This is a genomic window from Fibrobacter sp. UWB16 (assembly GCF_900215325.1).
Taxonomy (GTDB): domain Bacteria; phylum Fibrobacterota; class Fibrobacteria; order Fibrobacterales; family Fibrobacteraceae; genus Fibrobacter.
The window spans coordinates 304,190-327,499 of record NZ_OCMS01000002.1; the positions used below are offsets into that span (position 1 = coordinate 304,190).

The following is a 23,310-nucleotide window of genomic DNA, read 5'->3' on the forward strand; positions in this document are numbered from 1 at the left end:
AAGCCTCCCGGTCGAGATGAATTTCTCAGGAATTATTTGTTATTGTTGTCGTTTTTTGGATCGTCGCTTTTGGTGACTCCGGCGAGTTTTGCCCCGAACATGGAGCCAAGAACTGTACGGAGGTCAATGCCGAGCGAGTCCGTAAGGCCGTTCGTGACCTGCGTGAGCGTCTTGGTGATGTCTCCAGTGAGCTTTGCTGTATTGCCTTCGCCGTACATCGTGATGTTTCCGATCTTTTCCATCGGCTTTGCAATGGCGGCTGCAATTTGCGGCATCTGTTCGAAGTACTTTTCAATCGTCTTGAGCTGCATTTCCTGACGGGCGGCGTCTCCATAAAGCTTCATGGCTTCGGCCTTCTTGTTGAGTGCTTCGGCTTCGGCAAGGCCTTGGGCCTTGATGGCTTCTGCTTCTGCTAAACCCTTTGCCTTGGTCGCTTCGGCTTCGGCGAGGGCTTTGGCTTTCGTAGCTTCGGCTTCTGCGAACGCCTTTTCCTTTTCGGCTTCTGCAATCTGCTTGATGGCCTTGGCGCGCTGTTCTTCCTTGTAGCGGACGGCTTCTGCGTCTTTCTGCTGTTGGAAAAGCTCGGCTTCGGAACGCTGGATTTGTGCCTGGCGTTCGGCTTCGGCTTTCTTTTCGATTTCCGCTTTAAGTTCCTTTTCGGTCACCATGACCATGCGTTCGCGAATTTCAATTTCCTTTTCTTGCTTGGCGACTTCGGCTTCAGCCTGGGCAACGTTGATTTCCTTTTGCTGAGTCTGCTTCTGGATTTCGTAAGCGGCGTCTGCGATTGCCTTTTCTGTATCGGAAATCTTCTGCAAGTTGGCCTTTTTCACGGCGAGGTCGTTTTGCTTCTGGGCGATTTCGAGTTCTGCGGCAACGGCTGCATCGTTAGCTTCTTTCTTGGCCTGCGATTGGGCAACGCTGATATCGCGTTCGGCGTTGGCCTTGGAAATGGCCGCTGCCTTGCGGATGGCGGAAGTCTTATCGACACCGAGGTTTTCAATCACGCCGTTGGCATCTTCAAAGTTCTGGATGTTGAACGTCTGCACCACGATACCGAGTTTTTCAAGGTCCGGGATGGCGTTTTCGAGCACGAGTTCAGAGACCTGCTTGCGGTCGCCCACGAGGTCCACGAGCTGCATACGGCCGACAATTTCACGCATGTTACCTTCGAGAATGTCGACGATCATGGCGCGAATGTCTTCGGGTTTCTTGTTCAAGAAGTTCTGTGCAGAAGATTTAAGACGGTCCGGATTGTCCGAAATCTTGGCGGTCACGACGGCGTCGACGGATACGTTGATGTAGTCTTTGGTGGGGACCGGGCTTCCTGTCTTCACGTCAATCTGAATCAATTGCAGGGAAAGGTGGTCAGCGCGTTCGAAGAACGGGATGCGCAACCCTGCGCGACCGATGATGACTCTTGGAACCTTACGGATACCGGAAACGATAATCGCTTCGTCCGGAGCTGCCTTGATGTAGGACATCACGAAAACGATAATCAGTAAAAGTATAGCCGCTGCAATAGCGATGTAGTGGATGTTTTCTGGCATTAAAAACCTCATTATTTTAGTTTACATTTAATATACAACATTTACATTGTCATAAACCGCCAAATCGTAAAAAAATTGGTGTTACGTACAAAAAAAAGCCCGGCAAATGCCGGGACCATTAAACGCGAGTTGTTTGCGCTTTTAGATTTTTTCGATGATTTCGTTTTTGCCGTTGACGCGGATGACGGTCGGTTTCCAGGTCTTGGCTTCTTCCGGGGACATCGTTGCATAAGCTACGATAATTACGAGGTCACCAGGCTGTACCAAGCGGGCTGCTGCACCGTTCAGGCAGATGACACCAGATTTTGCCGGGCCTTCGATGACATACGTATCAAGGCGGGAACCATTATTGACGTCAAGAACGCCGACTTTTTCGAAGGGGAGGATGCCTGCTGCATCCATTAAATCGCGTGCGATAGTGATGGAACCTTCATAGTTGAGATTCGCATCGGTAACTGTAGCACGATGAATTTTGGCTTTAAGTAATTCTAGCTGCATTTTTGCTGCTTAGAACTTGACATTAAGGAAGCTTGCTACGCCCTGGTCTGGTGTCGGAATAATACCGAAGCTAAAGCGGTTTGCATCCGGATTGCTATCCCACTGGGTGCTGATGAATGCATCTGCAAAAGACCAAAGGTGTGCGGCGGCGATTCCAAGGAATCCGTACCACCAATAGCTCTTATCCTGAACGGCAAGTACTACGGTGACTGTGATACTACCAATTTCAAGGACATCCATGAAGGTTGCCTTGGCGGTTTGTTTTGTCTTCCACTGATAATAGGATGGAATCAAAAGAGAAATATAAGCGCTGGATTGATCACCATTGCGATAGCGGTAAGAACGGTCGATGTCTGCATCTTCCATACCTTCGGCACGCTGGCTAAGCCAATCTTCTTCGCTCACGCCGAGTCTGTTCCAGGGCTTTTGGAGATATTCTGTCGGGCGAATGCCAAGCTCAACAAGCTTTGTCAATTTTTCGCGAGAAACGCCTTGTTCTTTAGCCTGCTGATATTCCCACTGGGTAAGGCCCATATCTTCGTACTTGAAACCTTCCCACTGGCCACCAACAGCCTGAGCGTTACCAATGTTTGCTTGAGTCGTTGCTTCGGCGTTTGCCTGAGCGATAGAGTCTGCAGTTGCAGCATCCTGGAAATCGTCAGAGAAGAGGTCATCAGACTGAGCAAACGCTAGTGAGCCCGCGAAAAGAACAGCAGAAAGCACTTTGAACATGTTACTCATTTTGATCTCTTTCTTAAACGTTTAATGCCGGGGGAGGGAATCGAACCCTCACACTCTCGCGAGTACTGGATTTTGAGTCCAGCGCGTCTACCAATTTCACCACCCCGGCGGGGGAGCACAACAAATATAGCACTATTTTTGCTTTTTTTGTAGGTATAATGCAAAAAAACGCATGTTTTAGGCGTTAAAATCTGTAAAAAATTTTTTCGAGTATAATTTTATTTGCTTAAAGGGCTTGTTTTACAAGCATTGGCCTGAATTCCACATTGAGCGGGGCGAGTTTTTTAGCTCCGTAATCCACAGCACTTTCCTTTGTATCAAATGGACCTGTGCGTACGATATAGAGGACTTTCCCGCTTTCAAGCGTGTTCTGGCTGATGGTGCAGGCGATGTTGCGCTTTTTAAGATTGTCTACGAGCAAGTCGGCGTTGGACTTGACTCCAAATGCCCCTAGTTGTAGCTGCCATGCGGATTTGTCTTCGGCTGGCTTTGTTTCGGGCGCCTTTGTTGGCGCGGGTTCGGCCTTGGTGTCTGCTACTTTGGCAACGTCATTGTTTGCAGCTGGGGTGCTGCTTGCGGGCTGATTGGTGCTGGCGAGTTGTTCCGCTTTTGCTTGTTCCCTCTTGGCGACGGCTTGCTTGATGGCTTCGGGATTGCCGAGGTTTTTGCAGGCTTCGTTCAAATCTTCGCTATGGGCGCGGTCTTGGACGGCGACGCAGACTTTCTGCAGCACGGTCATTTGATGCGGTTGCGAAGTTTCGATTGCGTGTACGAGGGATTCGGCGGCCTTGTTGTAGCGGCCAAGGTACATCTGGAACTGGGCCTTGGTCATCATAAGGTCCGCATAAATGGCTTGTTGCGGGTTCGTCTTGTCGATGAGACTGTCGAGACGCTTGCCAGCCTTGCTGAAATCAGCGGCAATGCCCGTTTGAGAAAGGGCAAGTACATTCCATAAATAGCATTCAGTACGAGTTGCTTCGGGCTCGTTCGGGCAAACCTGCTCATATGCGGCTGCGGCGACTTTCCAGTTGCCGTTTACGTAAGCTTTTTGGGCGGTGGCGAGAGTTGGTGCGGCCTCAGCGAAGGATGCTGTGGTGGCAAACGCGCACAGTGCGCCTGTAATAACCAAATTGTGAATAAAATATTTAGCCATATTACCCTCTAGTTACCCTCAAGAGTAAAGATATAAATATTTTTACAAAATGGCTTGCGCAGAACGCGTAACTCGTTGATATTCCGTAAGTTACGTAAACTCGACTAGGGAGTGCGGTCTGTGTTTTTGAGGTGCGTTACACTAGGGTGCCGCGGAGCGTCCAGCCTCGGATGTCGTCAATTTTCACCTTGACGTAATCGCCCGGCTTGATGATGCGGCCTTCCTCCGGCTTGAAAATGACCTTCTTGAAGTTGTCCGTCTTGCCGACGAGTTCCGTCTTGTCGCGGGTGGAGCCGTGTTCGACGAGGATTTCTTCGGTGCGGCCAATCATCATCTGGTTGCGCTTGAGCGTGATGGCGTTCTGGAGTTCCACGAGGCGCGAATGGCGGGCCGACTTTTCTTCGGGCGTGAGAATTTCGGCTTCGTTGAACGATTCGGTGCCTTTGCGCGGGCTGTAGATGAACATGTATGCCGTGTCGAACTGGCAGGCTTCAAATGCCTTGATCGTCTGTTCAAAATCTTCGTCAGTTTCGCCCACGAATCCGCAGATGACGTCTGTCGAAATGGCGTAGTACGGATCCTTGCTGCGCAACTGCTCAATGACGGTCATGTACTGTTCCATGTTGTGCTGGCGGCGCATTTTCTTGAGGATTGCGTCGGAGCCGCTCTGGAGCGGAATGTGCGCGTAATGGCAGACCTTCGGGTTGTTTAAGAGAACGTCAATGAGTTCGTTCGTATAATGGCGCGGGTGCGGGCTTGTAAAGCGGATGCGCTTGATACCACCGATTTCGGAAACTTTTGTCAGTAATGTCGTGAAGTCTGCGTTTGGCGTCTTGTATGCATTCACCGTCTGGCCGAGCAACATCACTTCGGTGATGCCCTTGTCGGCGGCTCGCTTGACTTCCGTCAGCACGTCGTCCATGTCGCGGTATTTCTCGGGACCGCGGAGGTACGGCACGATGCAGTAGCTGCAGCGCTTGTTGCAACCGCGCTGGATTGCGACGAATGCGCTCACGTCATTCTGGAGTTTGGCGTATTCGCCGAGGTAGTTCTCGTCGCGGTCTTCGTCGATGAACATCTTGTGGTGCGTCTTGTGCAGCGGGCTCTGGGCTTCTCCGAACAGAAGTTCTGGAATTTTGCGGTACTGGTCCGGGCCTACGATGTAGTTCACGTTCTTGAGGCGCTTGAGCAGTTCCGGCCCGCGATTCTTGGCCATGCAACCGCACACGACGACTTTCACGTCGGGATTCTTCTTGCGCAAGTACTTGAGCTTGCTGATGTTGACGATGGCTGTTTCCTCGGCCTTTTCACGCACGCTGCAGGTGTTCACGATGATGATGTCGGCGTCTTCCTGGTTGTTCGTCTCGACGCAACCGCACATGTCCAGCTCCTGCGCAATCATCGCGGAGTCGTATTCGTTCATCTGGCAGCCGTATGTGGCCAAGTGGTATTTTTTCATGCGGCCAAAGATAGTTTTTTAGACGAGAGATGAGTGACGAGAGACGAGGATAAATGGCGCAAATGGCGGATGTTGCTGCTCGAATATGCGGAAAATGCGAAAATGTGCTACAAAATTGCCAAAATACCTGATTTAGTAGCATGAAATTTGAATAAAATAACTAAAATTAATGCATGATTTCATGATTGAGCTCTTTTGTATGCTACAGGATTGCGTAAATGCCCGTTTTAGTAGCATAATTGCGGCTGCCTAGTCTTTAAATGTTGAATATAAAGTAAAATTTGTGCTACTAAATTGTTAAAAAGTTCATTTTCGTAGCATGTTTTTTCAAAAATTTCTCATTGAATGTGAAATATGCTTCTCCACTTGTTTTTTCGCGACTATTTTTGCATATTTCAAATGTCGGGTTATGCAACCTGACCTATCTTATTATATGTAGGATGCGTTCGCTCCTCGGTTTGCTATATCGTTTATTATATGAACTATTACAAGAGGGTGCGATGCAATCATTTGAATGTTTGTCTCCCGACATTTTATTGCTATCGTTACAAAATCGTGCGGAGGAACTTCTCCGTGCTGTTGAAAGAACGAAAAAATCTTTGAAGCGTGCTCCGCAGGGGCATTTGAGGCTCGCAAAACGCGGAAATCAATTTTACGGTTATCATTTGACTGATGCCAAATCGCTAAAGGGCGAATATATTCCCAAAGACAATGTTTCGCAAATGTCAAAACTTGCGCAGAAGGATTATGACGAAAAAGCACTTCGGGAAATGGAACATGAACTTTCGTTAATTGATGGTTTTATTGCAAAATACAGTCCCGAAGAATTGACAAACATTTACAATCGGATGAATGAAGTCCGCAAGTCTTTGGTTGAACCAATCCTGCTTTCGGATGAAGAATATGCGAGGCGATGGTTTGCTGTGCCGTATAAGGGGAAAGGTTTTGAAGCTGGAGCTCCAGATTTGCGGACAGCAAAGGGCGAACGAGTCCGTTCAAAGTCCGAAGTGATTATTGCTGATTCGCTTGGACGATTGGGAATCCCTTATAAATACGAATGTCCTTTGAAACTCGTTGATGGAGGTAAAATGGTTTATCCTGATTTTACTTGCCTTGATTTGCGTACACGTAAAGAACTATTATGGGAACATTTGGGAATGATGGATGATCCTGAATATGCTTCGCTAGCTGTCAAAAAGTTATCATCTTATCTCAAAAGTGGCTATGTCTTTGGAAAAAATCTTATAATTTCAATGGAAAGTTCTGAAAAACCATTGAATCAAACAGAAGTAAGATTAATTATACAAGGTGTTTTTAGGGTGAATGAAACGTAGCTCTGAAATATTGCATGTCGATGAAAATTTGTATTATTCCTACCATGAATAATATTACAAAATCTCATTTGTTCTTGCTTGGCTTAGTTCTCCTGACAACGCTTTGGTCTGTTGTCGGAGTTGAGGATACTTACCTCACGTGGATTCTTGAAGCGGCTCCCGCGATTGTCGGGCTGTTGGTCCTTGTATTTACCTACAAAAAGTTCAGGATGCCCACGTATCTTTACGTGGTAATGGCGCTCCACATGGCGGTGCTTTTGGTGGGGGCGCATTATTCGTATGCGAAGGTTCCTCTTGGATTCTGGATGCAGGATTGGTTCGGCTTTGCGCGCAACAACTACGATAAAATTGGGCACTTAATGCAGGGCGTTACACCTGCACTTGTGATGATTGAACTTTTGCGCCGCACGACTCCTATCAAGACGGCTGGCTGGACGGGATTTTTGTCGGTGTGCGTGGCCGAGGCAATTTCTGCGCTTTATGAAATTATTGAGTGGCTGGCATCACTCAGCAATCCGACGGATACGGAAGCCTTCTTGGGAACTCAGGGCTACATTTGGGATACGCAGACAGATATGTTCATGTGCCTTATCGGGGCGACAATTTCTGTTTTAATTTGTTTAAATGTTAAAAAGTTCCGCAAATTAGAAACTTAAGAAATATATTTAAGTCATGGTTGGATTTTGGGTTAAAGCTTTAGATAAAAAAATGTTGGCGTTTTGGGCGCTGGCTTTTGCGCTGCTTTTTGCTGCTTGTAGCAACGACGATAATGGTACGATCTTAGTGAATCCTATAGGTGGCGAAAGTTGCGCTGCCATTGAAGAATCAAGTTCTTCGGATTACGCGTTGTCCTCGTCTGTTGTTGCATCGAGCTCTTCCGCAGATGGGTTAGTTTCGATTTCAACGACTGTTATGGAGGATACGCTTGAAATATTTGCATTCGGGGGTGTGAAACTTGACGTTGTTGCGGATTCGTTCCTGACAAAGTTTGATTATGGCGATGTCGTGATGGTGATGATTGCGGGGTACGATACGGTGGATGTTCCTGTAGTTGCGGGTTACGGATATGTTTTCCCCGGTGAATTCTTTTTGTATGTCTCTGAGGGATTGAATTATATCAAGCTTGAGGCTCGTTACGGCCAAATGGCTGAGGTCGTTGGTCTCGGGCGCGATTTGAAATTCCCGATAGATGTTGTTGTGCAGATGAAGGAAAAGGGTGGCTATGTGGACCATCTTGAAAATTTGAAGTCGCTTTCAATTGCGAATTATCCGGGGGCTTATCCTGATTTGTCTATTGAGGAGTTTGCGAATTTTAGAATGGTGCATACAACCGGAATGGGCGAGGGTGTGCTTTATCGATCTTCAAGTCCGATTGATCCAGCGATTTATCGCAATGCAATTGCGGATTCATTGGCGGCGGTGGCTGGCGTTAGGACTTTTGTGAACCTTGCAGATGAATTACAATATGCCGAAGAATACAAAGGCTTTGCAGATTCTTATTATGCAACGCAGAATGTGGTCTATCTTAATGTGGAACCTGCTTTTGCGAATACGCCGTTCAAGGAAGGGCTTGTCAAAGGCTTGCGCTATATGATAGAGCATGAAGGCCCGTATCTAGTGCATTGCACGTATGGCATGGACCGAACCGGATTTACGATTGCCGTGCTCGAAGCGCTGATGGGGGCGACCGCTGGTGAAATCAAGGCGGATTACGCCACGACTCACAAGAATTTTTACAACGTGGTTAATGGCCAACATGTTGCTTTGACAGCAAAGCAAGTGGCGTTGCTACAGGCGATTATTGTAAGACTTATGCAGAATTCGTTCAAAACGGCTGGTGTTGATATCTCTGATTTCGAAAATGCAGATTTAGCGTCCGCTACAGAAAAGTATTTGCTGGCGCTTGGCATGGAACAATCAGAAATCGAAGCGCTGAAATCGCGACTGAAGTAGATAATTTTGTTATTTATGATGTATGGCAAAAACTTTAGCAAATTTCTTGGCAAAATCGCTTTGATGACCGCAGCTGCGTTGTGGGCGGCTTGTAACAATTCTGATAAAAAGGAATCCTCTAAATTTGATACACCTAAAGCGGAGAAGGCCAATGAACAGCAGTCTGATACTCTCAAAGAAAGGGCTATAGTTTATCCGTTAAAATAAAAAAAGGTTGATGTTCCTAAAGTTAATATCGATACTTTCTCGGAACGGATTTCAAAGGGATTGGACGGTCTTTTGCAGAATGTAGCTCTTTATGGTGTCCTTCCGGATGTTGTTCACAAAGGGGGTGATGGCAAGGTGGTCCCTAGATGCCGTATTAAGCCTTTGTCTGCAAAACATGTTGTCATTGAAGGTCGTGATATTGATGTTCAGACTTTTTTAAAGGTTTATCGCCAACGAGTTCATGGTTTACGCTTTATCTGCGATAAGAATGTAAGGCGAAGTGAATTTGAAGGAAGAGTAGTTTTGACTTTGAAAATTGCTTCAAGCGGCGAAGTTGAAAATGTTCAAATTAAATCGACTACAATTGCCGAAAATAGCCCCTTTAGCGCTATTAATGAAGATGTCAAGGAATCTGTCAGCCATTGGAAATTCCCGAAAACGAAAAACGGGGCGACATTCTCGTTCCCGATTTCATTTTACGGGGAGCTTCCGCAACCATCGATGTTTGATGATTCGTCTTCAATAAAGAACAAGTAGCTTGTCGCTATGTTCTATCCTTTTTGCGGTTCGCGATTTTCGTAGTCTTCCAAGAACGAATGCAGCTCGCCGCCGGCCTTGAATCCGGGGAAAGTCTCGATGCAGACGGAGTGCAGGCTGTTGAAAATGCTCTTTTCGATGTTCGGGTTTTCGCGTTTGAGGCGTTTGATGAGCGCCTTGATTTCTTGGCGCTTGCTGCCGCCACCGCCGTTGTCGCAGACGGTGCAGCTTTCGGTAAAGCGGCAGGCGCACTGGATAAACTGCAGCCCGTTGTAATTTTTCCAGTTGATGATGTCCTGCTCGTTGATGCAATACATGGGGCGGATGAGTTCCATGCCGCCGAAATTCAGGCTGTGGAGCTTGGGCATCATGCCTTGCAGTTGCGAGCCGTAGAACATCGCCATGACGGTGGTCTCGATGACGTCGGAGAGGTGGTGACCCAGCGCAATCTTGTTGCAGCCTAGGTCTTTTGCCTTGTGGTAGAGGTGGCCGCGGCGCATCTTGGCGCAAACGTAGCAGGGGGAACGTTCGGTGTTGTTTGCCACGTCGAAAATGTTCGTCTCGAAAACGGTGATGGGAATTTCAAGGAGCTTCGCGTTGCTTTCGATTTTCTGACGGTTGATTTCGTTGTAACCGGGGTCCATCACCAGGTATTCCACGTCGAATTTCACGTCGCTGTGGCGGTGAAGCATCTGGATGAGCTTCGCCATGAGCATGGAATCCTTGCCGCCAGAGATGCAGACGGCGATTTTGTCGCCTTCTTCGATGAGCTTGTAGTTCTTTATGGCGGTAATGAACGGCGTCCAGAGCCTTTCGCGGTATGTTTTCGAAATGCTCCGTTCTACGCTTTGGACAAATGAAAGTTCTCTTGCCATTTTCATTACCTTTTTTGCGTTTATTTGCAAAGTTCCTTGTAGCAGCTGTCGAATGCGGCCATGAATTCGTCGATTTCTTTTTCGGTGGTGAGGTGCGAAAGGCTTATGCGCCAGGAGTTCAAAGCATTTTTGCGGTCGCGGCTGACGGCAAAAACGGCGCGGGAGGGGAGCGCATCCACGCTGCAGGCGGACTTGACCGACACGTAAATTCCTTTGTCCGAAAGTGCCTTTTGGAAAACGCTTCCGCGGACTCCCGCGACACTCAGGTTCAAAATGTGCGGAACAGCGTCTGCGGGCGAATTGATGCGGACTTTCGGATAGCCGCAGAGTTTTTCTTGCAAAATTGTTCGCAGTTCCTTGACGCGGGCAAATCGCTCTTCGAAATGTTCCATGGCAAGCGACAGCGCTGTTTCAAGGGATGCGTCCAGCGCGAGCGTCGGGGTTCCGCTGCGGTAAATGGTGGTACTGGCACCGCCGTAAATGAGCGGCTCCATGGCGATTCCGCTTTTTTTGTACAAAAGCCCGCTGCCCGAAAGTCCGTAGAACTTGTGCGCGCCGATGCTTGCCGTGTCTGCCAAATTCAGGTTTATGGGCGTTTTCCCGATGGCCTGCGTCGCATCCACGTGAAGGCTGCAGTTCGGGAATTCGTGGACAATCTTGCTGATGGATTCTAGCGGCTGCACGGTCCCGAGTTCGCTATCCACCGCGTTTACCGTCACAAGCACCGTATCTTTGCGTAGCAGGCCGCGCAAGTCTTCCAGGTCAATTTTCCCGTCGGTGCCGATCTTTACCATCTCAATTTCGTAGCCCGCTTCTTGCAGGGCCGTGAGCGTGGCGCTTACCGAAGAATGTTCCAGCGGGTTCGTGATGATGTGCTTGCCCACATGGCGCTTGGCCTGGACGATGCCGCGGATGGCGGTGTTGTTGCTTTCGCTTGCGCCCGAGGTGTAAATGATTTCGTCGGGGTTTACGCCCAAAAGTTTCGCGATGGAATCGGTCACTTGGGCGAGGAAAGCTTTTGCTGCATGCCCTGCTTCGTGATTCGAATTGGCGTTGCCGATAAACCTGCGTTCAACTTCGCAGAATCGTTGCAAGGCTTCTTCGCATGCCGGGGTGTTTGCCGTGTAGTCGAAATAGGACATAACTATCAAAAAGATAGAAAATTGGGAGGTGCCTTCTGCGGTTAAATGAACTCGGCAAAGTCCTTGATGTGGCCGGCAGTGTAACGCGGCTCTAGTGGGAGCAAGTTTTCCGCTTTGCCGAAGCCTTCAAAAAGCGTGATACAGTCAATGCCTGCGTTCTTTGCGGCTAGAACATCGGGCGTGTCATCTCCAATCATGATTGCTTTTTCGGGGGCGATTCCTGTCTGGCGGAGAATCTCGTTAATGCCGGCGGGGCTTGGCTTGCGTTCGGGGGTGGTGTCGCCGCAGAGGTATGTGGCGAAAGAATTTTCAAGACCGAATTTTTTGAGAATCTTTTGTGCGGGGGCGACCGGCTTGTTCGTAAGCATCGCCGCGCATCTCGTCCCGGCGTGGTTCTCGTCACGATTGAAGACCGCGCGGTTCCCATTACTTGTCGCGCAATCCCCATCACGGTTTTCATCGGCGATTCGTTGCACGAGTTCTATAATGCCTTCGTACGGTTCCGTGTTTTCGGTGCAATGTTCCCAGTAGTATTCCGAATAAACTTTATGGATTTCCTTGATTTTCTCTTCACTGTAGTTTTCGCGGGCGAGCGTTTCGGCGACTTTTGCCATGTCGCGGGTGCTTACGACGGGAATGAAATTGGCAGCGACAGCTCGGCGGATCAAGTTCATGGAACCGTTTCCGATGAATGTGCGCACGTCGTCGTTTGAATGCGTGTGCAGGCCGAATTGCGTCATCGCGTAGTTTACGGCTGGCGCTAAATCGCCGAGAGTATTGAAGAGCGTGCCGTCCAGGTCGAAAATGAACAGTTCTTTTTGCGCGATGAGAGCCTTGATTTCGTCGAGTGGAGTCATGGCGCCAAAGCTAGAAATTTTGTATATTCACACCATGATGTCTAAAATTTTTAAATCTGTTTTTGCGACGGCACTCGCTTTTTCGGCGACGGTCATGGCTGAAGATATTATCCGTTTTGTGCCGGACCCGTACCCGATTGGCTATGCGGACCAGGGCGATGTGCGCCATATCGTCATCAAGGGTGCCAATATTACGAATAAAGAAATTGTTCTTGAAACTGTGATGGGCCAGGGCATTGGCATGTCGAACTTCAAGTATCCGACGAAAATTGCGCCGAATGCTCCGGTGACGATTGAATTCGATATGGATTTTGCAGGCATGGACGGCCAAATCAACCCGGTCGTGGTGATGGTCGATAATCAGGGCAAGTCGTATGCAGCACAGCTCGACGGTTATGTGAAAAATCCGATTTTCTTTGGCGAAAAGCTTTTTGATACGGGCTATTATGCCGCCAATGAAAAGCGTGAATGGACGTTCTACGTCTGGGGAACGGACAAGAAGACGCGCCCGGATTTGGCGCTTGACGAAAATGCCCAGAAGGAATTTAAGCTCAAGACTAAGAACGTGATGCTCAATGTTGATGACATGGGCAAGATCAAGGAAGGCGGCAAGGTGCCTGGCATCAAGGTCACGCTTTCGACTTCTGGGCTTACGCGCACGGGCTGGGAACTCAAGCAGAAGAGCATCCGCAAGATTGTGGGCTTCAAGAGTAAAAAATTCCCGAAGGCAACGCCCGAAGTGCTGATTGTTGGTTACTGGAAGGACTAGCGCTATTCTAGAAAGGACTGGAACTGCCGGAATGGGCTAATTAATGCTTTTTTCGGGAGCTTGCCTTGAAAAAATACCGTGGTTTAACTAACTTTGGCATACTCTTGTAAGAGACCTCGGGATGTAGCTCAGCCTGGTAGAGCGCTTGAATGGGGTTCAAGAGGTCGCTGATTCGAATTCAGTCATCCCGACTAAAAAGACTCGTCATTGACGAGTCTTTTTTGCGTTAAGGTCTGCGGGCTTGGGGTGCGCATCTTGCAAAACATTTGCCGTTTGAATTGCGCGCGCCTTGTGCGCGGGCATTTCGTGGATTATAGCCCGTGTTCGAGCGAGTAATCCGAAATCTTGATGAGCGTGTCGAGCAGGTTCAGATTCTCAAGCTTGATGGCTTCATCGCTTTTGTTTTCGGCAAGATTGTTTTTTTGGTGTGTATCCCCTTCGTCGAATAGTCCCTGGATTTCTCCTGTAATAGGATATTTGGCGATGAGTCGCTTGCCCTTGTAGCCGATGTCGGCATAGCCGGTGTAGGTCCCGAGGGAGAGGCCTTCTCCGTAACCCCTCAGAAGATTGTGCCCCATGAAAATGTTTGGTGCTGCAATCCCGGCGAGTTCCAAAATCGTTGGTGCGACATCGATTTGTGCTGCGGTCGTTGTGTCGCTAAAGGCGTCAATGCCTTTGCCATGTATGAGGAACGGAATCCAGGTGGCGTTGGAGTAGGCTCCGCCGTTCATTGTGGAAACCCCGTTTTCGCCGAGGGGGAAGCCGTGGTCTGCAATGACAATCAAATAAGTGTTCTTGTACCAGTCTTTATCTTCGAATGTTCGTATAAAGCGTGCAAGTTGCCTGTCGGCGTAGCGCATGGTAATATTGATGCGTTCGGTGAGCGGTTTTTGCTTGTCTTCATCGGACATGCCGGCGGCAAAGTTAAACGGATAATGGTTAGAGCGCGTTGCGAACGTGGCGAGGAACGGCTTGCCTGTTTTCGCGAGCGTGTCGTTGACGTAAATTGCTGCATGGTCAAAGAAGGTGGAGTCGTCTTCGCGATTGCGGTCGTAATGGACTCCGTTGTACCATTTGGACATCCAGACACCGAGATTATCCCAGGCTGGGTCTGCAGCCGAGAAGTAGTGTGTCACATAGCCGGAGTCTGTCATGATGGATGCAAAACTCGGGAGGGTGACATGTGTGAGTTCTGTTGCCTGCGCCAGTCTGGAGTGGTGTGGAATACCGATAAGTGTTGAAAGAACGCCGCCAGTTGTGGGGACGCTGCTGGCATGCATTCGGGTCCATGTTCTGGAGTGCGCTGCGAGAGAATCGAGGAATGGTGTGGGCGAAGGCTGAATTTGCGGATTCATGTAGCCCGTGTTGAGCCCGCGGTGGGATTCCATGAACACGAAAATGAAGTTTGGCTGTTCAGCGCGTTTGGCTTTCAAGGTTTCATTTTGGCGGAGCTGTTCAGTCGGAATGCGGTAGAAGGGTATCTTGGATTCTGGACTTGCCTTAACAAATTCCCAAAGACTATCACCTTCGATTTTCTGCCATAAAGCTTGGTAGGCCTTCCCGTATTTTTCCGCATCCTCATCGGATAAGCTTGCGTTCTGGCTTGCATTGAAGAGCTCGTTATACACATTGGAAACGAACGGTCGTAGCTTTTTCATTCGTCCGTTACCGGTCCATATGAAGTTGATGAACAGGTACGAGGCTACGTAGAAAATCGCCATAGCAATAATTGTTTTGGTCACAGGTGCATTTGCATTAGCGTAAGTCCGCTTGCGCATGAAAAGCTTAAATACAAAGTATGTCAAAGGCAGGATAAGGACGAGTACAAAGAACTGCAAATAGGGAACGGAAAGGTCATTTGCCACGTAGTCATAGAACATGGCAATGGACGATACGTCTTTGTATGTATTTGTAAGTCCTAGCGTGAGGTGGCTTCCGAGGAATCGCTGGACCTCGTTATCTAGGAGCGTAAATAGCAAAACAACGGAATGGAATGCGACATAGAATTTGCTAATAAAGGATTTGAATGAAGCCTTGGTGGAAATGAGCGAAATGAGCGCAAATACGATAAGTGCATTGCAAATCCACAGAAAGTCGATACAAACGGCATGGAAAATGTACCAGTCCGGTTTCGAAACAAATGGGAATCCGTAAGGGTTGTTACGGAATAGCAAAAGAATTCGCAAAACAATATGCGAAACCCAGAAGGCAAGAGAAATAAAGATTAAGTTTTTAGAAGGTTCTAATCGTGAGACGATTTTCCGTATAAAATCTTTCATTTTTTTAGTCCAGAAATTTCTTTGTACAAAGCTAGCTGGCGCTTGAAACAATCGTTCCAGCTGAATTTTTCGGCGTACTTTCGTGCTTTAATCTTCTTGTCGGTGAGGTCGGAATGGTAGAGCTCGACAATGGCTTCTGCCAAGGCTTCGGGCGTGCGTTCTTTGAGAATCGTGCCTGCGCCAGAGGTCGTGACATGCTCGAATGCAGCTCCGGCGGCAGCTCCGACGAGTGCGTTTCCGCTTGCCATGCTTTCCAGAATCGAAAGACCAAAAGTTTCCCAGCCAGAAAGTGCAAGTCCCATGTCGACGCTAGCGTAATAGCGAGCCATCTCGTCGATGGAATTCACAAAGCCGATATAGCTGACGTGCTTGTATTTTGCGGCTGCTTCTTGCACGAGCGGGAGGCTTGGGCCAGTGCCAGCAAAGACAATGGCGGGTTCGTGCCCGAGCTTTTGCGTCAAGATGTCGTAAGCGCCGAGAACGAGGTCAATGCCTTTTTCATTGCAATGCCTGTGCGGGAAAAATATCGTGAGGCGGTTTGGGTCGCCATCCTTGAGCTCGTTGACGAGCGCTTCGTCGCGGCGGCTTGGCGAGAACGTGTCGATGTCGCAACCGAGCGGTATCCAACGCGGGTCGGGGAGTCCGTTTTTCTTGAGGCGAGCCATCGCTTCTTTCGATGACGCTTGTACGCAATCGTAACCTTTGAATTCTTGTTTCGCGTACCAGAATGCAATTTTTCGGGTGAATACGCCTGCGTTTGCACCGAATTTTTTGGCAACGGGGCGGCCCACGTATGTCACGGGGAAGTCTGCATGCCAAAAGCTGAACAGTGCGGCTTTGGGGACAACCTTTTTTGCAATGCGGCGTACGGCCGAGGGCAAAATGTAGGGAGAGCCCACTTCGATCACGTCCGGTTTGTACTTCTCGAGAATCGGGCGAATTTGTTTGGACTTCCACATAAAGCGGTATTCCCAGTTGCCGGGGAATCGGAATGCTTCCACGTGCTCGATAATCAAACCGTCGCTTCGCGTTTCTGTATAAGTGCTTGCTGATGGCATCACGAAGACGGAACGGACTTCATTTTGACGTTCGTAAAACGCCATCTTTTGCAAATGATAACGGCGGACTCCGCCGCCTGACGGACTCCAGAAGTTGTTAAAATCGACAATGGTAAACATTAAGCTTCTTTCATGCGGCTAGATTGTGAGTCAATCAAAATCTTGTCTTCATAGACGCGGCTTGTGCCCATGCGCTTGGAATCCACTGAGAGGTTTAGGGCGCCTTCCTTTTCGGTAAGCCAGTAGATGGCGTCAGAGTCGCGGAGGTATGCGCGCGGTCCCAAAAGTCCCATGTTCGAATCAATGAGTTCGCCACCGAGGAATATCGGAATATCGAGCGCCTTGTACAAGTCAAGCATGATGGACGAACGCTTCTCGTGGATGTCCGGGAGTTCCGGGCGGTCGGTGATCTTCATGTGGTCGATACCGTCAATCACGAGAATCAAGTCCGGATGGTCCTTGAGTTCTTGGCTAAACGTCTTGAGCAAGTCGTTAAAGTCAAGCGAAGGCATGTCGTCCCAAATTTCAAGACGGTTGTTGCGAACATAAGCCATTAGGTCGCGTGTAGCGTCTGTAATTTTCTTGTTGATTTGGTTGTCTGCATTCTGTTTGCGGACGTTCAAAATCGATTCGCCGATGAGCATGGAAACGAAGCGGTCAAAGATTTGACGGCGCGGCGTTTCGTAAGCCACGTAAATGACCTTGAGGTTCGGGTTGCTCTCGATAAGGTCGAGTGTGAAACTCGAAAGCAAGAACGTCTTGAGGCCGAATGGCTGAGACGATACAAAGAAGCATCCCGACTGAACGCCGTCGATTTCCTTGGTGAGCTTGGGGAATGTGCTGAGCTTGTAGCCCACGCTCTGGTCTGGCGGACAAGCCATCGCGGTATCGAAGTTTTCCTTGATGTCCTGCAACAGCATGGAGCGGCGGTGCGAATGAATGGTATCGACTTCGGTATTGGCAATGAGGTCGATGAGCTGGTCGGCGCCGTTCTTGCGGACAAAAGTATCGACAGTTTCGTCCTTCGGCAGTACAATGGACTTGAGGCTCATGTGCATCTGTTCGGCGAGCTTCAAGTACTTCTGGATCTTGAGTTCCTGATTGCGGCGGTCTTCTTCGCGGCGTAAAATGACTGTGAATGATTCGGCTCCGCAGGCCTTGAGTTTGTACAGGTGGTTGACGTTCAGTTCCTGGAACATCGTGGAAACGACGCCCGGGATGCCGGCGAGGTCCGCCGTGAGCGCATCAAAGAAACCTTGTACGATAATGGGATTCTCGCTATCCGCCTGGATGTTGAACGGAATAACGGTCGGGCCTGAAGCATACGTGATGTAGGTATGGCTCTTTTCGTTGTCGTCGATGAGTCTACCGTAAACGGAATGGATAAATCCCTTGGAATTGCGGGCCGGAATGGTAATTCGCGGTTCGTGGTATGCTTCGAGGTTGTCGAGGTAAAAACTGATCTGGTGGCGTTCGATGCCGGAGAGCATGCAGTAGCTGATGAACGGTTCGGGGTCGCCGCTGTAGTAGCCGAGACCGTAAAGTTGGGCTTGGCCAATGCTCCAGCCGCGGGCTTCGAGAAACTTTGCCGAAGATGGGCTCTTGCAGGCGGCCCAGTGGCAGTAACGCACAAAGCATTCGAGCACTTTGGATTTTTCGCCACCGACTTCCTTGACCCACGGGTGTTCGCTATCCTGATTGTTTGCGAGGTCCTTGTCGAGTGCGCCGAGGAATTCAAAGGCTTCGGAACGGGCACTCTGTTCATCCATGCCGTTAAAGCGGCTCTTCATCAAAAAATCGACCAGGTCGCCTTCGGCTCCGCATTGGAGACAGCGGTAGCGCCAATAACCTAGCGCATCGTAGAAAAACAGCGATGTTTCTTCTGGAGCGTGGAACGGACAGCAGGCGATAAGGTTACGCCCCCAACGGCTCAGGGGAATTCCCAGTTGCCTCGGATGAGCTTTAGTTCTCATATACTCTGCATGTTCTTGATCAATCAGCATTGCGGCCTCCTATAAGAGAAATCTAATAAAGTACGCTCCCGTAAATGCGTTTTTTTTGAAAAAAAGGCAATTTTATCTATTTTTTGAAATATGGTTATTCTTGGTATTGACCCGGGCTCGATTACGACCGGATATGCGTTCTTGAAAAAGACTGGCAACCAGATTCAGGTGCTGGAATATGGCACGTTCCATGCGAATGCGACTAAAAATCTCGAAGACAGGCTTGTGCATATCGTGACGGAGCTCGAAAAGCGCCTGGACCATTACCACCCGGATGCGCTTGCGATGGAAGGCGTGTTCTTTGCGAAGAACGTGAAAAGTGCCTTGGTGCTCGGGCATATCCGCGGGGCGATACTTGTGGCGTGCCACCGTCGAGGATTGACGTACGAGGAATACCCGCCGAAAGTTGTAAAGCAGGCTGTAACGGGCAATGGTGCTGCCTCGAAGGAACATGTGGCGAACATGATTTTTGCACATTTGGGAATCGCTGGCGGGGATCTCCCGCTCGATGCTTCGGATGCGCTTGCTATTGCATGGACTCATGCGAACCCAGCCCCGTTGGCGCAGTCGCTTTTGGGTAAAAAGTCGAAGCCCAAAAAGAAAACGACGGTGCAGCAATGGAAAGACTTGATTGAAAAAATGGGAGGGACGATTCAATGACGGACTTGTCTCAGGATTTGTTGCCCTACGGCCTTGGAACGCCAGACTTGGTGGAATTCCAGCCAGGATACTTTGTAGACCGCGAGATTGTGGATGATTTGTGCGCGTTGTCAAACGAAGCCAAGGCGAACGGTTTTGAACTGCGCATTGAATCGGCGTACCGCTCGTTTGAAAAGCAACTCTCGATTTGGAACCGCAAGGCTCGTGGCGAACTCAAGCTTTTGAATGAAAAGGGCGAGCCGATGGAACGCGCGAAAGACGAAGAAGAGCTGATGTATGCGATTCTCACATGGTCGGCATTGCCGGGGGCGAGCCGTCACCATTTGGGGACGGACATCGACGTGGTCGATGGAGCTGCATGCCCGGAGGGCTACGAGGTGCAGCTTACGCCCGCGGAGTGCAGTGGCATGTTTGCGAAGTTCCATGCTTTTTTGACGTCTCGGATGGAAGCTGATACATCGTTTGGCTTTAGCCGTGTGTTTATTCCCGGGCGCGGGAAAATCAAGCCTGAAGGCTGGCACATTGCGCACTTGCCGACATCGCGTAAGCGCTTGGAACATTTCTCACTAGACACGCTGCGAAGCATTTATGAATGCTCGGATATGGAATGCAAACGTGTTGTGCTTGCCCGCTTGCCCAAGCTCGCGGAGGATTACATTTATCCTTACTTTATTTGAAACTTAGATGGCGGCGGCATTCCGCTACGTCATACTGAGAAATGCACTACGTCATACTGAGCCCAAAGGGCGAAGTATCCAGTTAAACTTTACAGTCTTCTAGTCCTATGAATTTTTCTCCAGATTCTCGCGGTATTATCCAGTTGCCTTCTCTTGAATATGGGCGCTCTGTGCTGGGCGCTCCGCTGTTGTACTACCCGTGCAAGAGCGAATGCAAGTTGCTTGTAATGGCGGGAATTCACGGCGAAGAGCCGGAGACAACGTTCCTCCTGAGTCGTGTGCTCCGTGCTTTTGACGAGCCTTTTGAATCTATCGCATTTATTCTGTGCGCCAATCCGGACGGAGTCTCTCTTGGAACACGCGGGAACGCAGGTGGCGTGGACTTGAACCGCAATTTCAAGACGCAGAACTTTTCGACGGAAAAGGTCGGCTCGCGCTCGATTCTCGAAGCGACACGCGATACGCTTTTATCGCCGGGAGCATTTGCGGGGAGCGAACCGGAAACGCAAGCGCTTGTTGCGTTAATTGAAAAACTGAAGCCTGCGAGCGTGCTTGCGATGCACGCCCCGATGGGCTGTGTCGATGCACCGCAAAAGACAACGCTTGTCGAAGGCGTGATGGAGACGTTCAATTTGCCTTGGCTGCCGGACATTGGGTACAAGACGCCGGGGAGCTTCGGAACGTGGTGCGGTGATCGCGGCCTCGAATGCGTGACGCTTGAACTCCCGCGCATGTCGCTTGAACATTTGTTCGACCGTTATGGCCGTGTGTTTGCGGAATTCTTGGAACGCATGTCGTTGCGCTAGAACGCAAAAAGAAATGCCCGCTCGCGGCGGGCATTTCTCATAAAATTTACTGGATCCTTCGACTTCGTGCTGCGCACTTCGCTCAGGATGACGTGGCACTACTTTTTGGCTGCTTTAGCTTCTTCGATAATCTGCTTGCGATAGGCGAGACCCACACCGAAACCGATCAGCATATAGCTTGCTCCGAGAATGAGCAGGTATTCAAGAATGAACGGCACCTTCGGGTTGTAGAAGAGGAGACCGGCAACGTAGGTGAGCAAAATCAGGACAATCTGGAAAATGTTGAAAGCCTTGTTCTTGCGCGGCTGGAGCTTCGGGAGGAACAGCGGGCTCACCATCAAGAAACCCGTGGCGACAAACACGATGATCGGGAGCCAGAAGAGGAACGTGCTCGAGTCTGCGAAAACGCCCTTGGTCATGAGGAATACGATGAGTGTTGCATTGACCATGCCTGCGAAAGTAGAGGGGAGGCCGGAGAAATGGTGATGATACGTGTCTGAATCGCAAGCATTATACTTGGCGAGACGCATAGCGGCGCAGAGCACATAAACGGTAAGTGCAACCGTCATCAGAAGCCCGTGGTTCTGGAACCATTCCGGTGCGTAAATCTTGTAGGTGAAGAAAAAGCAGAATGCCGGTGCGAGACCGAAAGCAACCAAGTCGGCGAGGCTGTCGAACTGGGCGCCGAATTCGGAGCTGGCGTTTACGAGGCGTGCGGCAAAGCCGTCAAGCTTGTCGAAAAGAGCGCTCAGCATTACAAAGTATGCACCCATGCGGATTTGGTCTGCCGTACTAAACGAACCAAAAGCTCCGGTTGTCCAGCAAATGGAAAATACACCGAGCAAAAAGTTCAGGCTTGTGAAAGTATTAGGCAAAACAAAACGTAATTTTCCCACGATATACTCCTTGAATTGGTTTGCTAAAGATAATTTTTTTACGGAGAAAAAGAAACTTTTTTATTGATTATCCGCTTGATCGACGGGTACAATCTCCCAAAGAGCGCTTACTCCTGCGGCAACAATAAGGTTGCTTGGGGGGGCATACGGGTTTTCTGCCGTAGGGAAGTTCGTCCAGTGCTTGGTCGAGAACTGGTAGAATGTCGATGGCCTGTACATGAGGGGGAGTACAGGGACCGTTTCCATGAACAGTTTGTTGAGTTCCCGGTATGCCTGTACAAGGCTATCTTCATTGGTTATAGTGGGGATTTCTTTTAGGAGAATGTTTATGTCTTCATTCTGGAAACGCCCCTGGTTTACAAAAGTCTCTTCACCGACTGGTTTATAAGATATGGTGCTTAGCATCTGGTAGAACCTGTTCCATGGATTGGCGACGGAGTGTTCTGTCGGCGGAGTCTTCATGGCGAGGTCGAATGTTCCTCGGCGTAGATCCGAATCCCATATTGCGTAGTCGACAATCTTAGGTGTTGCTGTAATCCCTATCTCTGCAAACGATTCCACGACGACATTGATGGTTTCAACCCAGTCGTTCCAACCTTGCGTACACTCGATGGTGATATCCCGGATAGGCTTTTTCTTCTTGTCGAGGAGTTTCCCGTCGGCGTTCCAGGAATAGCCTGCTTCCGAGAGTATTTCTCTAGCTTTTTCGGTATTGTAGCTGTAGCCGAACTCGTCGGCATCTTCTTTGTTGAAATACTTCTTTTCTAGGCCAAATGGGAGGATGAACCCGGGCTGCATGGCGGGGGTGTAGTTCGAAAGTGCGCGAGCCTTGATTTTATCGAAGTCAATCGAGTGGGCTAGGGCTCGTCTAAAGCTTACGTTGTTGAACGGTTCCTTGGTGACCGCAACGACCAAGGCCGTAATGGTTGCAGGAAGCTGGTACGGTTCTTCGCGACTCCAGGCGCGGATGCTGTCTTTGGCCTTTTCCCAGATTCTAGGCAAGTAGATGGAAGAAACGTCCAGGTTTCCTCGGGTCATGGCATTGTTGAAGTTGTCATTCTTGTCGTAAATGGGGTGAATGATATACTTGGGTGCCGGTTTTCTGCCACCGTATTTGCTGGATCTCCAGTAGTTTTCGCTGCGCTTGAGCACAATTTGGTCCGGAGAATAATTGGCTAAGGTATAGGGCCCCGATGCGACCGGTTGAACGTCGTTCTTGAATTCGAGAATCTTCTCCATGTTGTAGCTCTTGCCGGTCTTGGCGGACTTGAGCAAAGGCTCGAATACGGACTTGGGGAGGATCGATGTCTCGGCAATGGCATTCAGAACCATGAGCGGATTCTTGTTTTCCGTCAGGTGGAACGAAATATGATTGTCGCCATCGTCTGTAACGGTCTTGATGTATTTCCAGTTGTTGTGGTGGGCTGTTGGCAGGATAGAATCCATCTTGAAGGTGTAAATAACATCTTCAGTCGTGATTTTTTCGCCATTGTTCCACTTGGCTTGCGAATTTAAGTGGACCGTAATGCAGGAATCCGTTTGACTATAGGAATCGGCTAGCATTGGATCCAGCTTGCCTGTCAGTTGGTTAAAGGCAAGCAAGGATTCGTACATCAGCCGGATGTTTCCATCCGATGGAAAGTTTGGGTCGGGGTCGAGCGGATTGAAAGTCGCTGGAGGGGACCAGTCGAAACCGCCTACGTAAAGAGTTTCGTTTCGCGGGTATTCAGATGTTTTTGTCTTGATGTTTTTGGTGTTATCGTCCTTGCAACCTGTTGCCAGGAGTGCTACCGCTATGGAGAGGTAGCAAAGAGGGGCAACTTTTTTGAAATGGACGCTCATTCTTTTCCTGCAAA

22 protein-coding genes and 2 tRNA genes are annotated in these 23,310 nt (G+C 49.4%); 10 read left to right on the forward strand and 14 right to left on the reverse strand.

Translation table 11 applies throughout. The features are described 5' to 3' along the window. Positions 1-32: 32 nt before the first annotated feature. The 6 genes from CRN95_RS06715 to miaB form a co-directional block, all read right to left on the reverse strand. Entirely contained in the window at positions 33-1,550 is a 1,518-nt protein-coding gene (locus CRN95_RS06715; protein ID WP_088629361.1) for a flotillin family protein, read from the reverse strand. Positions 1,551-1,691: 141 nt separating this feature from the next. Next, positions 1,692-2,048, reverse strand: coding sequence for an aspartate 1-decarboxylase (panD, locus tag CRN95_RS06720; RefSeq protein WP_088629360.1), 357 nt, complete (start codon positions 2,046-2,048; stop codon positions 1,692-1,694). A 9-nt stretch (positions 2,049-2,057) separates the two neighbouring features. Further along, positions 2,058-2,789, reverse strand: coding sequence for a hypothetical protein (locus CRN95_RS06725; protein ID WP_088629359.1), 732 nt, complete (start codon positions 2,787-2,789; stop codon positions 2,058-2,060). Positions 2,790-2,814: 25 nt separating this feature from the next. Continuing rightward, positions 2,815-2,898 (reverse strand) — tRNA-Leu (locus tag CRN95_RS06730). A 117-nt stretch (positions 2,899-3,015) separates the two neighbouring features. After that, entirely contained in the window at positions 3,016-3,942 is a 927-nt protein-coding gene (locus CRN95_RS06735; RefSeq protein ID WP_097020441.1) for an SPOR domain-containing protein, read from the reverse strand. Between the two features lie 136 nt (positions 3,943-4,078). Beyond that, complete coding sequence (miaB, locus tag CRN95_RS06740; protein WP_097020442.1) at positions 4,079-5,401, reverse strand: tRNA (N6-isopentenyl adenosine(37)-C2)-methylthiotransferase MiaB; 1,323 nt, start codon at positions 5,399-5,401, stop codon at positions 4,079-4,081. Between the two features lie 500 nt (positions 5,402-5,901). Here miaB and CRN95_RS06745 point away from each other — a divergent pair, with 500 nt between their 5' ends. The 5 genes from CRN95_RS06745 (at position 5,902) to CRN95_RS06765 (ending at position 9,432) form a co-directional block, all read left to right on the forward strand. Next, positions 5,902-6,735, forward strand: a complete 834-nt coding sequence (locus CRN95_RS06745; RefSeq protein WP_097020443.1) for a hypothetical protein — start codon at positions 5,902-5,904, stop codon at positions 6,733-6,735. Between the two features lie 44 nt (positions 6,736-6,779). Further along, complete coding sequence (locus CRN95_RS06750; RefSeq protein WP_235002921.1) at positions 6,780-7,391, forward strand: DUF2238 domain-containing protein; 612 nt, start codon at positions 6,780-6,782, stop codon at positions 7,389-7,391. 52 nt (positions 7,392-7,443) lie between these two features. Then, positions 7,444-8,688: a tyrosine-protein phosphatase gene (locus tag CRN95_RS06755; RefSeq protein WP_097020759.1), complete on the forward strand. Its 1,245-nt coding sequence runs from the start codon at positions 7,444-7,446 to the stop codon at positions 8,686-8,688. Positions 8,689-8,703: 15 nt separating this feature from the next. Beyond that, positions 8,704-8,895, forward strand: a complete 192-nt coding sequence (locus CRN95_RS06760) for a hypothetical protein (protein ID WP_097020445.1) — start codon at positions 8,704-8,706, stop codon at positions 8,893-8,895. Between the two features lie 72 nt (positions 8,896-8,967). Then, complete coding sequence (locus CRN95_RS06765; protein ID WP_159462287.1) at positions 8,968-9,432, forward strand: AgmX/PglI C-terminal domain-containing protein; 465 nt, start codon at positions 8,968-8,970, stop codon at positions 9,430-9,432. Between the two features lie 14 nt (positions 9,433-9,446). Here CRN95_RS06765 and CRN95_RS06770 read toward each other — a convergent pair whose 3' ends face one another. From CRN95_RS06770 to CRN95_RS06780, 3 genes are read right to left on the reverse strand one after another with little or no spacing between them, the layout of a single operon-like run. Continuing rightward, positions 9,447-10,307, reverse strand: coding sequence for an ATP-binding protein (locus CRN95_RS06770; protein WP_073423897.1), 861 nt, complete (start codon positions 10,305-10,307; stop codon positions 9,447-9,449). A 20-nt stretch (positions 10,308-10,327) separates the two neighbouring features. Then, positions 10,328-11,449, reverse strand: coding sequence for a cysteine desulfurase family protein (locus CRN95_RS06775; protein ID WP_097020447.1), 1,122 nt, complete (start codon positions 11,447-11,449; stop codon positions 10,328-10,330). Between the two features lie 41 nt (positions 11,450-11,490). Next, entirely contained in the window at positions 11,491-12,306 is an 816-nt protein-coding gene (locus CRN95_RS06780; protein WP_097020448.1) for an HAD family hydrolase, read from the reverse strand. A 34-nt stretch (positions 12,307-12,340) separates the two neighbouring features. Here CRN95_RS06780 and CRN95_RS06785 point away from each other — a divergent pair, with 34 nt between their 5' ends. Beyond that, positions 12,341-13,075, forward strand: coding sequence for a hypothetical protein (locus tag CRN95_RS06785; protein ID WP_145993971.1), 735 nt, complete (start codon positions 12,341-12,343; stop codon positions 13,073-13,075). A 117-nt stretch (positions 13,076-13,192) separates the two neighbouring features. Beyond that, positions 13,193-13,266, forward strand: a tRNA-Pro gene (locus tag CRN95_RS06790). Positions 13,267-13,386: 120 nt separating this feature from the next. On the opposite strand, the gene CRN95_RS06795 is transcribed toward CRN95_RS06790, so the two are convergent. The 3 genes from CRN95_RS06795 to CRN95_RS06805 form a co-directional block, all read right to left on the reverse strand. Next, the gene (locus CRN95_RS06795) at positions 13,387-15,249 is read right to left on the reverse strand and encodes an LTA synthase family protein (protein WP_159462288.1); all 1,863 of its coding nucleotides are present in this window, start codon (positions 15,247-15,249) and stop codon (positions 13,387-13,389) included. A gap of 101 nt (positions 15,250-15,350) precedes the next feature. Then, positions 15,351-16,532 carry a glycosyltransferase gene (locus CRN95_RS06800; protein ID WP_097020451.1) on the reverse strand — a complete coding sequence of 394 codons (1,182 nt, stop codon included), beginning with the start codon at positions 16,530-16,532 and terminating at the stop codon, positions 15,351-15,353. Continuing rightward, positions 16,532-18,415, reverse strand: a complete 1,884-nt coding sequence (locus CRN95_RS06805; RefSeq protein ID WP_097020452.1) for a CHC2 zinc finger domain-containing protein — start codon at positions 18,413-18,415, stop codon at positions 16,532-16,534. The genes CRN95_RS06800 and CRN95_RS06805 overlap by 1 nt, the downstream gene beginning before the upstream one ends. A gap of 90 nt (positions 18,416-18,505) precedes the next feature. On the opposite strand from CRN95_RS06805, the gene ruvC reads away from it, so the two are divergent. The 3 genes from ruvC to mpaA all read left to right on the forward strand — a co-directional run bounded on the left by ruvC (position 18,506) and on the right by mpaA (position 20,558). Continuing rightward, positions 18,506-19,075: a crossover junction endodeoxyribonuclease RuvC gene (gene ruvC, locus CRN95_RS06810; protein WP_097020453.1), complete on the forward strand. Its 570-nt coding sequence runs from the start codon at positions 18,506-18,508 to the stop codon at positions 19,073-19,075. Beyond that, complete coding sequence (locus tag CRN95_RS06815; protein ID WP_097020454.1) at positions 19,072-19,752, forward strand: M15 family metallopeptidase; 681 nt, start codon at positions 19,072-19,074, stop codon at positions 19,750-19,752. Before ruvC ends, CRN95_RS06815 begins: the two co-directional genes overlap by 4 nt. A 107-nt stretch (positions 19,753-19,859) precedes the next feature. Further along, positions 19,860-20,558: a murein tripeptide amidase MpaA gene (gene mpaA, locus CRN95_RS06820; RefSeq protein WP_097020455.1), complete on the forward strand. Its 699-nt coding sequence runs from the start codon at positions 19,860-19,862 to the stop codon at positions 20,556-20,558. 98 nt (positions 20,559-20,656) lie between these two features. On the opposite strand, the gene CRN95_RS06825 is transcribed toward mpaA, so the two are convergent. Together CRN95_RS06825 and CRN95_RS06830 are read right to left on the reverse strand one after the other, a co-directional pair. Further along, complete coding sequence (locus tag CRN95_RS06825) at positions 20,657-21,454, reverse strand: phosphatidylcholine/phosphatidylserine synthase (RefSeq protein ID WP_097020456.1); 798 nt, start codon at positions 21,452-21,454, stop codon at positions 20,657-20,659. 60 nt (positions 21,455-21,514) lie between these two features. Further along, complete coding sequence (locus tag CRN95_RS06830; protein ID WP_097020457.1) at positions 21,515-23,296, reverse strand: ABC transporter substrate-binding protein; 1,782 nt, start codon at positions 23,294-23,296, stop codon at positions 21,515-21,517. Between the last annotated feature and the right edge of the window lie 14 nt (positions 23,297-23,310).

Excerpts from the sequence above, each read along its gene's own strand:
- mpaA (WP_097020455.1), top strand. The coding sequence starts at position 19,860 with ATGAATTTTTCTCCAGATTCTCGCGGTATTATCCAGTTGCCTTCTCTT.
- CRN95_RS06830 (WP_097020457.1), bottom strand. The coding sequence starts at position 23,296 with ATGAGCGTCCATTTCAAAAAAGTTGCCCCTCTTTGCTACCTCTCCATA.
- panD (WP_088629360.1), bottom strand. The coding sequence starts at position 2,048 with ATGCAGCTAGAATTACTTAAAGCCAAAATTCATCGTGCTACAGTTACC.
- CRN95_RS06770 (WP_073423897.1), bottom strand. The coding sequence starts at position 10,307 with ATGGCAAGAGAACTTTCATTTGTCCAAAGCGTAGAACGGAGCATTTCG.
- CRN95_RS06785 (WP_145993971.1), top strand. The coding sequence starts at position 12,341 with ATGATGTCTAAAATTTTTAAATCTGTTTTTGCGACGGCACTCGCTTTT.
- miaB (WP_097020442.1), bottom strand. The coding sequence starts at position 5,401 with ATGAAAAAATACCACTTGGCCACATACGGCTGCCAGATGAACGAATAC.
- CRN95_RS06775 (WP_097020447.1), bottom strand. The coding sequence starts at position 11,449 with ATGTCCTATTTCGACTACACGGCAAACACCCCGGCATGCGAAGAAGCC.
- CRN95_RS06715 (WP_088629361.1), bottom strand. The coding sequence starts at position 1,550 with ATGCCAGAAAACATCCACTACATCGCTATTGCAGCGGCTATACTTTTA.
- CRN95_RS06805 (WP_097020452.1), bottom strand. The coding sequence starts at position 18,415 with ATGCTGATTGATCAAGAACATGCAGAGTATATGAGAACTAAAGCTCAT.
- CRN95_RS06750 (WP_235002921.1), top strand. The coding sequence starts at position 6,780 with ATGAATAATATTACAAAATCTCATTTGTTCTTGCTTGGCTTAGTTCTC.
- CRN95_RS06815 (WP_097020454.1), top strand. The coding sequence starts at position 19,072 with ATGACGGACTTGTCTCAGGATTTGTTGCCCTACGGCCTTGGAACGCCA.
- CRN95_RS06745 (WP_097020443.1), top strand. The coding sequence starts at position 5,902 with ATGCAATCATTTGAATGTTTGTCTCCCGACATTTTATTGCTATCGTTA.
- ruvC (WP_097020453.1), top strand. The coding sequence starts at position 18,506 with ATGGTTATTCTTGGTATTGACCCGGGCTCGATTACGACCGGATATGCG.
- CRN95_RS06735 (WP_097020441.1), bottom strand. The coding sequence starts at position 3,942 with ATGGCTAAATATTTTATTCACAATTTGGTTATTACAGGCGCACTGTGC.
- CRN95_RS06780 (WP_097020448.1), bottom strand. The coding sequence starts at position 12,306 with ATGACTCCACTCGACGAAATCAAGGCTCTCATCGCGCAAAAAGAACTG.
- CRN95_RS06755 (WP_097020759.1), top strand. The coding sequence starts at position 7,444 with ATGTTGGCGTTTTGGGCGCTGGCTTTTGCGCTGCTTTTTGCTGCTTGT.
- CRN95_RS06800 (WP_097020451.1), bottom strand. The coding sequence starts at position 16,532 with ATGTTTACCATTGTCGATTTTAACAACTTCTGGAGTCCGTCAGGCGGC.
- CRN95_RS06725 (WP_088629359.1), bottom strand. The coding sequence starts at position 2,789 with ATGAGTAACATGTTCAAAGTGCTTTCTGCTGTTCTTTTCGCGGGCTCA.
- CRN95_RS06760 (WP_097020445.1), top strand. The coding sequence starts at position 8,704 with ATGATGTATGGCAAAAACTTTAGCAAATTTCTTGGCAAAATCGCTTTG.